General features: G+C 70.3%; 11 protein-coding genes. 9 read left to right on the top strand and 2 right to left on the bottom strand.

What is annotated here, in order from left to right:
* The first annotated feature begins 33 nt into the window (after window positions 1-33).
* Window positions 34-678 carry a GntR family transcriptional regulator gene (locus FHR33_RS40195; protein WP_183659229.1) on the top strand — a complete coding sequence of 215 codons (645 nt, stop codon included), beginning with the start codon at window positions 34-36 and terminating at the stop codon, window positions 676-678.
* A gap of 71 nt (window positions 679-749) precedes the next feature.
* On the opposite strand, the gene uvrB is transcribed toward FHR33_RS40195, so the two are convergent.
* A complete protein-coding gene (gene uvrB, locus FHR33_RS40190; protein WP_183659227.1) occupies window positions 750-2858 on the bottom strand; it encodes an excinuclease ABC subunit UvrB in 2109 nt (702 codons plus the stop codon).
* A gap of 102 nt (window positions 2859-2960) precedes the next feature.
* Between uvrB and FHR33_RS40185 the strand changes: the two genes are divergently transcribed.
* The 8 genes from FHR33_RS40185 to FHR33_RS40150 all read left to right on the top strand — a co-directional run bounded on the left by FHR33_RS40185 (window position 2961) and on the right by FHR33_RS40150 (window position 11450).
* On the top strand, window positions 2961-3464 hold the full coding sequence (locus FHR33_RS40185) for a SigE family RNA polymerase sigma factor (RefSeq protein ID WP_183659225.1): 504 nt from the start codon (window positions 2961-2963) through the stop codon (window positions 3462-3464).
* A 127-nt stretch (window positions 3465-3591) separates the two neighbouring features.
* Window positions 3592-4797 carry a hypothetical protein gene (locus FHR33_RS40180; protein ID WP_183659223.1) on the top strand — a complete coding sequence of 402 codons (1206 nt, stop codon included), beginning with the start codon at window positions 3592-3594 and terminating at the stop codon, window positions 4795-4797.
* Between the two features lie 83 nt (window positions 4798-4880).
* On the top strand, window positions 4881-6791 hold the full coding sequence (locus FHR33_RS40175) for an SPFH domain-containing protein (protein WP_183659221.1): 1911 nt from the start codon (window positions 4881-4883) through the stop codon (window positions 6789-6791).
* A complete protein-coding gene (locus FHR33_RS40170; protein ID WP_183659219.1) occupies window positions 6788-8017 on the top strand; it encodes an SPFH domain-containing protein in 1230 nt (409 codons plus the stop codon). Before FHR33_RS40175 ends, FHR33_RS40170 begins: the two co-directional genes overlap by 4 nt.
* 20 nt (window positions 8018-8037) lie before the next feature.
* Window positions 8038-8811: a sporulation protein gene (locus FHR33_RS40165; RefSeq protein WP_183659217.1), complete on the top strand. Its 774-nt coding sequence runs from the start codon at window positions 8038-8040 to the stop codon at window positions 8809-8811.
* 170 nt (window positions 8812-8981) lie between these two features.
* Window positions 8982-10022: a hypothetical protein gene (locus FHR33_RS40160; RefSeq protein ID WP_221241433.1), complete on the top strand. Its 1041-nt coding sequence runs from the start codon at window positions 8982-8984 to the stop codon at window positions 10020-10022.
* Window positions 10019-10639: a hypothetical protein gene (locus FHR33_RS40155; RefSeq protein WP_183659216.1), complete on the top strand. Its 621-nt coding sequence runs from the start codon at window positions 10019-10021 to the stop codon at window positions 10637-10639. The genes FHR33_RS40160 and FHR33_RS40155 overlap by 4 nt, the downstream gene beginning before the upstream one ends.
* 10 nt (window positions 10640-10649) lie before the next feature.
* Complete coding sequence (locus tag FHR33_RS40150; protein WP_183659214.1) at window positions 10650-11450, top strand: inositol monophosphatase family protein; 801 nt, start codon at window positions 10650-10652, stop codon at window positions 11448-11450.
* Here FHR33_RS40150 and FHR33_RS40145 read toward each other — a convergent pair.
* Window positions 11442-12590: an ArsB/NhaD family transporter gene (locus FHR33_RS40145; protein ID WP_312895951.1), complete on the bottom strand. Its 1149-nt coding sequence runs from the start codon at window positions 12588-12590 to the stop codon at window positions 11442-11444. The genes FHR33_RS40150 and FHR33_RS40145 overlap by 9 nt on opposite strands.
* Window positions 12591-12623 lie beyond the last annotated feature (33 nt).

Below are 12623 nucleotides of genomic sequence, written 5' to 3'. Positions count from 1 at the left end.
TAAGCAGATCAGGGCCAAGACCTAAGGAGCCTCATGCCGATCGAGCGGCGACCGCTACGCGAGCAGATCAGGGAAGAGCTGCTGAGCAGGATCGATAGGGGTGACTTCGCCGCGGGGACGGACATCAACGAGGTCGCGCTGGCGACCGAGCTCGGCGTCAGCCGCACTCCCCTGCGCGAGGCCCTGATCACCTTGGCGGGCGAAGGCGTGCTGGAAAGCAACCAGGGCAAGGGGTTCCGGTTCGCACCGGTGAGCCGAAAGGAGTTCAGGGAGCTCTGCGAGATCGTCGCCGCGCTGGAGTCGCTGGCGCTCGAGCGCTCCGACCCCGCCTACCTCCGCGAGATCGCGCCCAAGCTACTCACGCTGGCCCGCGACTTCCCCGACAGCGTCGCCGAGCAGCAGGTGATAGAACGCCACGACGACGAGTGGCACGACCTGCTGCTGAGCGGCTGCCGCAACGAGCGCCTGCTGGATCTCATCACCAGCGTCAAGGCCGGGATGCGCCGCTACGCCCACCTGCTCGCGGGCGACGAGACGCCCCTGGAGCGCGAGCAGGCCGAGCACTGCCGCGTGGCCGAGCTCCTCATGGCCGGCGACCTGCCTCAGGCCGCCGAGGCCCTGCGCGTCAACTGGGTCAACGGCATGGAGCGGATGATGTCGCGCATCCCCGCCTCCTGACGGAGTACGCGTGATGGACGGACGGCCACCGGTCCCCCGATGGCCGTGACCGGGCCTGCCGTACCGACGGGCTACTTCACCCCTGCCTCACGCATGTCCCTCAGCTCCCGCTTGAGCTCCTTGATCTCGTCGCGGAGCCGGGCCGCCACCTCGAACTGCAGGTCCGCCGCCGACTGGTGCATCTGCTCGGTCAGCGACTCGATCAACGACTCCATCTGCGCCCGCGGCATCTCGCCCGCGATCGCCTTGGCGTGCTGTCCCGCCTGGCGAGCGGCGAAGCCCGGCACGGGGGCCTTGCCGCGCGACTGCTGCCTGCCGCTGCCCATCAGCTGCTCGGTGTCGGCGTCCTCGCGCTGCAGCGAGTCGAGGATGTCGGCGATCTTCTTGCGCAGCGGCTGCGGGTCGACGCCGTTGGCCTCGTTGTAGGCGATCTGCTTGGCCCGCCGCCGTGAGGTCTCCTCGATCGCCCGCTCCATCGAGGGGGTGATCTTGTCGGCGTACATGTGGACCTGGCCGGAGACGTTTCGCGCCGCACGGCCGATCGTCTGGATCAGCGAGGTCTCCGAGCGCAGGAAGCCCTCCTTGTCGGCGTCGAGGATGGCCACCAGCGACACCTCGGGCAGGTCGAGGCCCTCACGCAGCAGGTTGATGCCGACCAGCACGTCGTACTCGCCCATCCGCAACTCGCGCAGCAGCTCGATGCGGCGCAGCGTGTCGACCTCGCTGTGCAGGTAGCGCACCCTGATGCCGAGCTCGAGCAGGTAGTCGGTGAGGTCTTCGGACATCTTCTTGGTCAGCGTGGTGACCAGGACCCGCTCGTCCCTGTCGGCGCGCTCGCGGATCTCGTGCACCAGGTCGTCGATCTGCCCCTTGGTGGGCTTGATGACGACCTCGGGGTCGACCAGGCCGGTCGGGCGGATGACCTGCTCGACGACCTCGCCCTTGACCCTGCCCAGCTCGTAGGCGCCGGGGGTGGCCGACAGGTAGACCGTCTGGCCGATCCGCTCGAGGAACTCCTCCCACTTCAGCGGCCTGTTGTCCATCGCGGACGGCAGGCGGAAGCCGTGGTCGACGAGGGTGCGCTTGCGGGAGGCGTCACCCTCGTACATGGCGCCGATCTGCGGCACGGTCTGGTGCGACTCGTCGAGGACGAGCAGGAAGTCTTCGGGGAAGTAGTCGAGCAGCGTGTTGGGCGCGCTGCCCGCCTCACGGCCGTCCATGTGACGCGAGTAGTTCTCGATGCCCGAGCAGGTGCCGACCTGGCGCATCATCTCGATGTCGTAGGTGGTGCGCATGCGAAGGCGCTGCGCCTCGAGCAGCTTGCCCTGCCGCTCGAGCTCGGCCAGCCGCTCGACCAGCTCGGCCTCGATGCTCTGGACGGCCCTGGCCATGCGCTCCTCGCCCGCCACGTAGTGGGAGGCGGGGAAGATGTAGAGCTCTTCGTCCTCGGTGATGACGTCGCCGGTCAGCGGGTGCATCGTGGAGAGCTTCTCGACCTCGTCGCCGAACATCTCGATGCGGACGGCCAGCTCTTCGTACTTGGGGATGATCTCGATCGTGTCGCCGCGCACCCTGAACGTGCCCCTGGTGAAGGCCAGGTCGTTGCGGGTGTACTGCATGTCGACCAGGCGGCGCAGCAGCTGGTCGCGGTCGACCTCCATGCCGACGCGGAGCCTGGCCATGCGGTCGACGTACTCCTGCGGGGTGCCCAGGCCGTAGATGCACGAGACGGAGGCGACCACGATGGTGTCGCGCCTGGTCAGCAACGAGTTGGTGGCCGAGTGGCGCAGCCGCTCGACCTCGTCGTTGATCGAGGAGTCCTTCTCGATGTAGGTGTCGCTCTGCGGGACGTAGGCCTCGGGCTGGTAGTAGTCGTAGTAGGAGACGAAGTATTCGACGGCGTTGTTGGGCAGCATCTCCCGCAGCTCGTTGGCGAACTGCGCGGCCAGCGTCTTGTTGGGCTGCATGACCAGGGCGGGTCGCTGCAACCGCTCGATCAGCCAGGCGACCGTGGCGGTCTTGCCGGTGCCGGTGGCGCCGAGCAGCACGTTGTCCTTCTCCCCGCCCAGGACCCTGCGCTCCAGCTCGGCGATGGCCGTGGGCTGGTCGCCGGAAGGGGTCATCTCGGTGACGACCTCGAAGGGCGCCACCTTCCGCTGCAAATCTGTTACCGGCCGCATGTTTCTCACTGTAGGCGGTGGCACCGACATTTCTGACGGCGAGCCGCCTCCGTGCAACGCCAGGCTCCTCCCGCCCGTCTATATCGGGATGGAAGGGACCAGATGACCGACGACCTGCTGTTCGAGACGTTCGTCGCCGACCGGGCCGACGCGCTGATGAGGTACGCCTACGCGCTCACCGGCAATCCGCACGACGCGGCGGACCTGGTGCAGGAGGCGCTGGTGCGGTTGCGAGGCTCCTGGTCGCGCGTGCGCAGCAAGCACGACCCCGAGAGCTACGTCAGGGTGACGATGACGCGCCTGCACATCGCGGTGTGGCGGAGAAGGCGGCGCGAGCACCTCACGTGGGAGCCCCCCGACAGGCAGACGGCCGACACGCCGTCCCAGTGGGCCGACTTCGACTCCGACCTGTGGCGGCAGCTGTCACTGCTCCCCCGCCGCCAGCGGGCAGTGATCGTCCTGCGCTACTACGAGGACCGCCCGGACGCGGAGATCGCCGCCATGCTGGGCGTCTCTCTCGGCACCGTCCGCAGCCAGGCCTCCCGCGCCCTCGACAAGCTGAGAGCGGGCCTCCACCTGGCCCTCCAGCCGGAGCGGACGAGATGAGCCGCGCCCTGCCCCGCACTGGCGCGGACACCGGCGCCACCGCCCGCGTCCCCGCCGCTGCCGGCGCCTCTGCAACCCCCGCCGCCGCTGCCACCGCCGCCCGGACACTCGCATGGGAGAGCCTCCGATGAACGACATGGAAAAGCTGCTGTCCGCGTCTCTGTCCCGTTCCGTGGAGCGGGCACCCACCGCGCCCTCCGACCTCCTCCACCGGGTCGACGCCACCCGCCGCCGCCGTCGCAGGGGCACGGCCGCGGCGGGGGCGGCGGCCGTGGCCCTGGTCACGGTGGCCGGATTCGTCGCGACGAACGCGATCTCGCACGCGCGTCCCGTGCCCGCCGCACCCGCGTCGGGCACCGCCGAGGTCGTGCCGATCAGGAAGGCGTGGCCAGGCGCGGTCCACACGGCCTCCCGCACGCTCCCGAACGGCAGGCCGTACACCCCGGAGAGATTCCTGGACAAGGACACCGTGCTGGTCCGCACGCTGCGGGACGGCAACGCCGACAGGTCGGACGGCCTGTGGGCCTACCATCTCGACACCCGCAGGGCGGAGCGACTCGTGGCGGTGCGGGTGCCGAAGGGCACGGTGGTGTCCTGGAGCTTCACCGCTCTCGGCGACGGCCAACTCGTGTGGTGGACCCTCCGCAAGGACGGCGAGCGCAGGGTCGTCGACATCTGGGCGGCGCCGGAGAAGGGTGGCGCGCAGCGAAAGGTCACCTCCTTCGAGGACAGACCGGGCAGGGCCGAGATCGGCAACCTGGCCGTGGCGGAGGGGAAGGTCGTCTGGTCCTTGGGGCGTGACGGCGGGCTGTTCCAGGCCCCGCTGTCGGGCGGCAGGCCCTCGAAGGTCGAGGGAAGCACGGGACGCCACCTGCTGCGCTGGCCGTGGGCGGCCTCCTTCCAGCACCCGCGCAGGAAGAAGGACTTCCAAAGGCCGCCCTTCGGCGACCTGTTGAACGTCCTGACCGGCGAGCGCAGGGGTGTCAGCCTGCCCGTGGACGACCCTCGTCTGCCGTGGGACTGCGCGGTCACCTGGTGCGTACGCGGGGACAGGGCCGCCACCCGCGACGGCTCGCGCGAGCGCGAACTACCCGGGTTCACCCATGACCTGCCCGCGCTCGACAGGTTCGTGACCGTCGCCATGACGGAAGGAGCCCGGCCGAAGGGCGTGGCGCTGGTGGACCTGGCCACGGGCAAGGCGGGCGATCTCGGCATCAGGCCGGTCGGCGACACGATGGCCGCGCCGCCCCTTGACTACCGCGCCCCAGGTCTGCTCGCCTACGAGCTGGACGGTAGGCAGATCCTCGTCGACCTCACCGTCGCGGGACGCTGACCATGCCGAAATCCTTTTGCAAGCGATCATCAAGGCTCGCCCGATACGGTACGAATCCCCCGTGATTCGATGAGAGAGGTGCGATGTCTCGACCAAGAGAGGCCCTGATCCAGGCCGGTCAGGGCCTAGCTCAGGCCGTGGCCCAAGGCGGAGACGTCCGGCAGGCCGTGGGCCAGGCCGTCGGGCAGGCCGTGGGCCAGGCAGGGCAGCTGGCCGGGCAGGCACCTGGGTTCCAGCTCAACGCGCACGACTTTCTCGCCGCCCGCGACGGCGGCTCCTCCGTCGGCACGATCATCGAGGCCCGCACGGCGTCGCTGAACGAGGCCGGCGAGATCATCAGCCGCAGTTTCAGCGAGCGCGGCAAGAACGGCGAGCCGCTGCACGTCATCTCCCCCGTCGTGATCCCCAAGGGGAGCACGGCGAAGGTGGTCATCCCACTGGTAGTCCTCGTGGTGCTCGGCCTGGTCGGCGCGCTCGGGAACGTGGTGCCCGGCATCGACGTGCTGTTCGGCCCGCACTACTGGGTGGTGCTGGTGCTGGCCGCCGCCTTCCTGTGGTGGCGGCGCAGCGTCGTCATGGTGCCCGAGGGCTGCAAGGCTCTGATCACCAAGTTCGGCAAGCTGGTGCACATCGCCGACCCCGGCAGGGTGACGCTGTTCAACCCGTGGAAGCGCGTCAGCTACATCGTCAACACCACCCGCGAGTACCCGTTCAACGCGCCCATCCGCGAGGCTCCGACCCAGCAGGGCGTCAAGGCGAGCGTCGACCTGTTCCTGCAGTTCAGGATCGAGAACCCGGCGGAGTTCATCTTCGTGCTGGGCTCGGTCAGCGGCTTCCAGTCCAAGCTGCAGAACGCCATCAGCGAGGTCACCCGCTCGCTCATCTACGCCCAGCGCGCCGAGGACATCTACGACCTCGTGGGTGAGAGCACGCTCGGCATGCTCGACAACCTCAACCAGCAGTTCCTGCCGGCCGTACGGCTGACGGACGTGAACATCACGCACGCCGAGCCGTCCAGCCAGGAGTACCGGATGGACCTGGCGGCCCCCGAGATGGTCAGGGTGGCCAAGGAGGCCTACACCTACGAGTACGAGCTGCAGCTGCGCAAGGAGCAGAACGAGGGCGACCTGGTCAAGGAGCTCGCCGGGCTGCAGGAGACGCTGAGCGCCATCCAGGCCGAGATCGCCGCCTACCAGGCACGGATGGACACCGCTCTCGAGCGGGCCTCGCATCAGGCCAAGGCCCAGGCCAGGCAGCGGCTGGTGGAGGCGGAGTCGACCGCCAACGCCAACGCCGCGCTGCTGGAGGCCCAGGCGCTCGACATCCGCGCGCTGTCGGCCGCCGAGGCGCCCGAGATCCTCGAGTACCGCTTCCAGCAGGACCTGCTGGACAAGCTGGAGTCGGTCGCTGGACGGCTGCCGCAGGTCGTGCAGGTCGGCGAGGAGAGCGACATCGACTTCCTGGCCCTGGCCCAGCAGCTGGTCGGTGGCAGGGGCGCGGCGCTGTTCTCCGCCGAGGACATGGCGGCCATCAGGTCGAGGCTGGACGAGATCGGCCAGCGCGTCGATGACCGGGGCGAGGAGATCGCCGCCCTGCTCAGGGGCGCCACCGAGACCGCCGAGCCGGCGATCGCCGAGCAGCCCGCCGTTCCGGCCGCGGCCGAGCCCGAGTGGGCGACCGCCGACGCCGAGACCACCATCGAGCGCCCGATGCGCCTGCCCGACCAGGGCAGGAGCCAGGGCCAGAACCCTGGTCCGCCGCCGGTGCCCAGGTCGCTGCCCGCCTACGAGCGTCCCGCCCAGGCGACGCCTCCGGCGCCCGCGCCGGAGGCGCCACCCGCTCCGCCCGTGAGCAGGGGCCCCGCCGCACAGACGCCGCCCTCGGGGTGGCCCACCCCGCCCGACGCGCAGGGCGCCCGCCCGCCGGGCACCCCGGTCTGGCCGGCGCAGCAGCCGCGGGCCACCAACGACGCGCAGGAGGGTGACGCCCGATGAACAGGGACTTCTCCAAGATCAAGGAGTCGCTGGCCTCCTGGTCCGACATCCGCCAGCTGCTGCGCGGTGGCGAGCAGGGCCAGCTCGTCCCCGTGGTCATCCCCAAGGACCGGCGCGGCTTCGCCTGGGTGACGCTGGTGTTCCTGGCCATCTACTTCGCCGGCATGGCCGTCGTCGCCGGGCTCATACTCGCGGCGCTGGCCGCCGTCCTCGTCCTGCTCGTCGGCCTCTTCTGGATGTGGCGGCGCGCCATCATCGAGATCGAGGAGGGCACCACGGGCGTGCGCAGCAGGTGGGGCGCCATCACGGGGGTCCTGCCTCCTGGCCGCCACTACCTGTGGCTGCCCTGGGACAGGGTCGACGCGGTCGTCGACACCTCCACCGAGATCCCCTACTCCGCGCCCATCTCCTCCTCCCCCACGGCCGAGAACGTGCCGCTGAAGTCGATCGAGTTCTTCCTGAAGTTCCGCATCGTCGATCCCGTGGCGTTCGTCCGCACGATCGGCGCGGGCAACTTCGACCTGGTGCTCTCGAGCGCCGTGCAGGACGCGATCAGGCAGCGCAGCCGCAAGGTCAACACCGAGCGCGCCTACGACCTGCGCGGCTCCGACGTCGGCGACGTGCAGGACGCCCTCAACCGCCAGCTCGGCAGGTACGGCGTGCGCATCACCGGCGCCAACATCCCCGACGTGCAGCTGCCCGACCAGTACCAGCAGCACCTGGCCACCAGAGAGAAGATCGCCAAGGAGCTGTCGGCCTACGAGCGTGAGTGGGAGCTGACCCGCAAGCGCCGCATCGACACGCTGCTGATGGAGATCGAGCGGTCGAAGAAGACCCGCGACGCCCGCGTCGTGGAGGTCAGGGCCGCGGCCAACACCGCCCGCAAGGACGTCGCCCGCATGCTGGAGGAGCAGGAGACCGAGGCCCAGCGCGTGCGCTGGGAGATCGAGGCGCGCGGCAAGGCCGACCTCACCTCCGCGGAGAACGAGGCGAAGGCGCTGCGCCACCTGGCACACTCCTACCGCGACAACCGCGCGGTCCTGCAGTACGAGCTGGCCCGCCGCCGTCTGGACGTCGGTGCCAAGCTGGCCGAGAGCGCCCCACAGCCCCTCGTCGTGCGTACGGCGAGCGGTCAGGGCGACTCGGCGCTCTCCACCTTGCTCCTGGCTCAGCTCTTGCCCAGGATCGCAGGGAACGGCCAGGCCAAGCCGCCCGTTGGCCAGTAAAAACCTCCGAGGAGAACCCCATGGTGTTCCGCAAGCTGATGGCCGCCTTCGGTGCGGGCGTCGAGGTCGACACGGTTCTGAGCACCCCCACCGTCCGCCCTGGTGAGCCCCTGCGCGGCGTGGTCAACTTCAAGAGCGGCGGCTCCGACTACAAGGTCGACGGCATCACCATCGACCTGACCGCCGTCGTCGAGGTGGAGAGCGGCGACAACGAGTACAAGACCACCTACAGCTTCCTGCGCCAGCAGGTGGCGGGCTCCTTCCAGCTGGCCGCGGGGGCCGCGCACGCACAGCCGTTCGAGATCCCCGTGCCGTGGGAGACGCCGATCAGCGCGATCGGCGGTCACCCCCTGCACGGCATGCGGCTCGGCGTGCAGACCGAGCTCGCGCTGGCGGGCGCGCTGGACAAGGGCGATCTCGACCCGTTGCACGTCGCGCCGCTGCCCGCGCAGGAGCACGTCATCGGCGCGCTCGACCGGATGGGCTTCCGCTTCAAGAAGGCCGACCTGGAGCGTGGCACGCTCTACGGCTCGACGATGCCGTTCTTCCAGGAGATCGAGTACTACGCGGGCGGTCAGTGGCGTGGCCACTTCAACGAGCTGGAGCTGACGTTCATCGCCGGCCCCACCCAGATGGACGTCATCCTGGAGGCCGACAAGCGCGGCGGCTTCCTCAGCTCCAGCCACGACTCCTACAACCGCTTCACCGTCCGCTACGGCGACAACCCCGGCGCCGCCGAGCAGGCGCTGCAGGCGGGCCTGGAGCAGATGGCCCGCAGGCGCGGCTGGTTCTAGTCGTTCCCGCACCGGCGCGAGGGGCTGCGGGGCCCCTCGCGCCTCCTTCTTGTGCACAGGCGGGAGCCCGTCGCTCCGCCGTTCCGCGATCAGGTGTCGTCATGCGCTGGTGATCGCCTGGTGCCCTCGTTACCATGGCGTGGGGGTTCGGAGGAGGTGCGGGGCACACCATGAAGCGGCTCGTCACGGCGGTGAAGCGGGCCGCGCCCTGGGCGGCGCAGAACGCCGACGGCGCCATCGCGCTGACGCTCGCGATCGTCGTGGGCGTGATGGGCATCATGCCGGGCGAGATGTTCGGCCCCAAGGGCGACGACGTCCAGCGGCAGGTGATCAGCGCCGCGACCCTGGTCATCCTGGCCCTGGTCGCCACGGCCCTGCTCAGAGACCGCGTACGGCAGGCCCCCGTCGAGCGCACCATCACCTCGGGCGCGCTGGCCCAGCTGCCCGAGCGGCTGCAGCGGCTCGACCAGCTGGAGTCGCTGGTCGAGGGCACCCGCAAGGCGCTCGACGAGCTGCAGCTCGTCAGGGTGCTGGGCAACAGGCAGGAGATCGGCGAGGCGCTCGCCGCCGCCCGCAAGGACACCACCAGGTGGAGCTTCAAGGGCGGCACGGGCACCTACCTGCGCGCGGTCACGCTGCCCGAGTGCGTCGCCGCCTCCCGCAAGGTCAGACGCCACCTCACGATCACGGTCGAGATCGTCGACCCGACCAACGAGGAGGTGTGCGAGGCCTACGCGCACTACCGCCGCTCCCTGTCGGATCTGCCCGACGGCACGGGCGAGCGCTGGACGACCGACAGGGCCAGGAAGGAGTCCTACGCGACGATCCTGGCCGCCTTCTGGCACCGGCAGCGCTACGGCCTGCTCGACATCAGCGTCGGCCTCTCGCACACGATGACGACCTTCCGCTGGGACCTGTCGGCCACCAGGCTGATCATGACGGTCGAGGATCCGAACAGGGCGATGAGCGCGCTGGCGGGCACCTTCTACTACGAGAACTGCGACTCGGAGCTGAGGCTCAGCCTGGAGCAGGCGCGCAGGGTGCCGATCGAACGCTACAAGGCGGTGCCGCTGAGCGACGAGCCCACGGTCGAGGAGGTCGAGGAGTTGTTCAGGCGCATCGAGCTGCCGCTGCCGAAGGCCTACACCGAGCACGACATCGTCGACGTCACCCGCAAGGCGCTGCAGGCGAAGGATCCCTACGGCCCATGAGTCACAGGGCGGTGCACGAGGAGATCCTGCGCGGCGGGGCCAGGCAGTGGGCGCTGAAGGTGCTGGCCGACCTCGGCGGGCTGCGGGCCGTACGGCACCCGCTGGGCTTCGTCTGCCTGCCGCTCGAACGCGACGGCGGCGAGGGCGTCTGCCTGCACCTGTGGTCGTCGGCCTTCCCTGCCGCGGACACCACCACCTCGCAGATCCACTGCCACAGCTGGGATCTGGTCAGCCACGTGCTCTACGGCCAGGTGCGCAACGTGCACGCGGTGGTCGAGGACGCCGACGGCGACGCCACGCACCGGGTCTTCGAGGTGATCAGCGACGCGGGCGGCGACCGCATCGAGCCGACAGCCAGGACCGTACGGCACCGCACCGGCCTGGTCGAGACGTTCGGCAGGGGCGAGACCTACACCCTGTCGGCGGGCCGCTTCCACTCCAGCGTCGTGCCCGAGCACGGCGAGGCCGCCACGATCGCGCTGGGCAGAGGCAGGGCGGGCAGCCACGACCTGTCGCTGGGCCCGCTCGACACCCCCGCGCACCGCATCACCCGCGGCCACCTCGACGCCGCGCAGACCGCGAGAGCGGCGAGACTGATAGCCGAGCACCTCACCTAGGGAGGACCCCGTGGACCTCGAGCACGCTCGGCAGGTGGCCGCGCAGGCCGCGCAGGCGGCGGGGCTGCTGCTACGCGACGGTGTCAAGGGCTCGCCCGGCGCCCGGCCCAAGGGCGAGAAGGGCGACGTGGTCACCGATCTCGACCTGGCCTCGGAGAAGCTGATCCTCGAACGCCTGCTCACCGCCTTCCCCACGCACTCGGTGATCGCCGAGGAGTCGGGGCTGCTCGGCTCGGCGGGCGCGGAGTGGACCTGGCTCGTCGATCCTCTCGACGGCACCAACAACGTGGCCATCGGCCTGCCCGCCTACGTGATCGGGCTCGCGCTCTGCCACGAGGGGCGTCCCGTGCTCGGTGTGGTGCACGAACCCGTGCCCGGCCACACCTGGTCGGCGGTGCGCGGGCGCGGGGCGTGCGGTCCCTCGGGGGTACGGCTGGCGCCACCGTACCGGCCGTGGCGGCACGGGCCCGTGGTGGCCTGGACGCAGGGTCACGGGGTCTCGCGCGCCGAGGCGCACCCGCTGAAGATGCGCCTCGACCTGGGGGTACGCCGGATGCTGCAGCTGTGGGCGCCGCTGCTGTCGTGGGCGATGCTCGCCAGGGGCGACATCGATGGCTTCGTCGGCTACTGCGCCGAGGCGGTGGACCTGCCCGCCGGCGCGCTGCTGGCCCAGGAGGCGGGCATGGAGATCAGGGCGCTGGACGGCGGCCCCTTCCCCGAGGGGTTCGAGGGCCCGCCGCAGGACCGCAGCTTCGTCGCGGGACCGCCCGAGGCGATTCCCTCGCTGCTCGCGCTGGTCGGCTCAGCCTGAGTTGGCCACCAGGGCGGCGGCGCTCGCCGCGATGCCGACGACGGCCAGACCCGCGCCGGTGAGCACGAAGCGGCGCATCGGCACCTTCACCCCGTGCCTGGCGCACGACTCGAACCACAGCAGCGTCGCCAGCGAGGCCCACGGCGTGATGACGGGGCCGACGTTGACGCCGACGAGCAGGACCAGCGGGTTGGCCACGACCCCCTCCAGCGCCTGGTAGGCGGGCAGGTTGTTGATCACGTTGGCCAGGCCGGCCGCCACGAAGGCGGTGCGGAAGGGGTCGTGGGCCTCGCCGACCAGCCACGACATGACCGCCGACAGCCCGTGCGCGCTCAGCGTCGGCACGACGAGGAAGAGCCCCGTGACGAAGATCAGCAGCTGCCACGGGACCAGGCTCCAGGTGAGCTTCCCCCTGTCCCTGACGAAGAAGGCGACCACCACGACGGCCGCGGCCGTCGGCGCCGCCACCGAGACCGGCACCTCGATCAGCAGGGCCGCGATGAACAGCGCGCAGGCCGCCGAGGCCGAGGTGAACAGCACCCGGTCGGCGACCGGCCGCGTCTCGGGAGGGCTGTGGCCGCGGTGGCCCCGCCAGTAGAACACCCACAGGAACACCATCGTCACGGCGATCGCCGCAAGCTGCGCGGCCCACATGTGGCCGGCGAACTCCCTGGTGGACAGGTTGATCTTCTCCATGCCCAGCAGGTTGGTCAGGTTGGAGACCGGCAGTAAGAGGCTGGCGGTGTTGGCCAGCCAGATCGTCGTCATCGCCAGCGGCAGCGCGGCGATGCCCGCCCTGGGCGCCAGCGCGAGCATCACGGGGGTGAGCAGGACCGCGGTGGTGTCGAGGTTGAGGAAGATCGTCACCAGCGAGGCGAAGAGCACGCACAGCAGGAACAGGGCGACGTTGCTGCCCCTCGCCGCGACCGCCATCCTGTCGGCGATCACGTCGAAGACCTGGGCCTCCTTGGTGAGCTCCGCCAGCACGATGACGCCCACCAGGAAGATCATCAGTGGCCAGATGCCGTCGAACTCCTCGACCGCCCGCTCCAGCGGCAGCAGACCCGTGGCCACGAAGACCAACCCGAGGACGAGCAGCCCGATCCTGACCCAGTCGAGGACGCCCAGTCGGCTCAGCACGGGTCGATCTTCGCACACACCCCTACAGGCGTT

It is taken from the genome of Nonomuraea dietziae (assembly GCF_014195505.1).
GTDB lineage: Bacteria > Actinomycetota > Actinomycetes > Streptosporangiales > Streptosporangiaceae > Nonomuraea > Nonomuraea roseola.
Note: the sequence above shows the minus strand (reverse complement) of the source record. Positions and strands in the feature narration are given on the sequence as shown.

Bases quoted from the DNA above. Each gene is read 5' to 3' on its own strand.
- FHR33_RS40155 (WP_183659216.1), top strand. From the start codon at position 10,019: ATGAGTCACAGGGCGGTGCACGAGGAGATCCTGCGCGGCGGGGCCAGG.
- FHR33_RS40170 (WP_183659219.1), top strand. From the start codon at position 6,788: ATGAACAGGGACTTCTCCAAGATCAAGGAGTCGCTGGCCTCCTGGTCC.
- FHR33_RS40185 (WP_183659225.1), top strand. From the start codon at position 2,961: ATGACCGACGACCTGCTGTTCGAGACGTTCGTCGCCGACCGGGCCGAC.
- FHR33_RS40195 (WP_183659229.1), top strand. From the start codon at position 34: ATGCCGATCGAGCGGCGACCGCTACGCGAGCAGATCAGGGAAGAGCTG.
- FHR33_RS40175 (WP_183659221.1), top strand. From the start codon at position 4,881: ATGTCTCGACCAAGAGAGGCCCTGATCCAGGCCGGTCAGGGCCTAGCT.
- FHR33_RS40160 (WP_221241433.1), top strand. From the start codon at position 8,982: ATGAAGCGGCTCGTCACGGCGGTGAAGCGGGCCGCGCCCTGGGCGGCG.
- uvrB (WP_183659227.1), bottom strand. From the start codon at position 2,858: ATGCGGCCGGTAACAGATTTGCAGCGGAAGGTGGCGCCCTTCGAGGTC.
- FHR33_RS40165 (WP_183659217.1), top strand. From the start codon at position 8,038: ATGGTGTTCCGCAAGCTGATGGCCGCCTTCGGTGCGGGCGTCGAGGTC.
- FHR33_RS40180 (WP_183659223.1), top strand. From the start codon at position 3,592: ATGAACGACATGGAAAAGCTGCTGTCCGCGTCTCTGTCCCGTTCCGTG.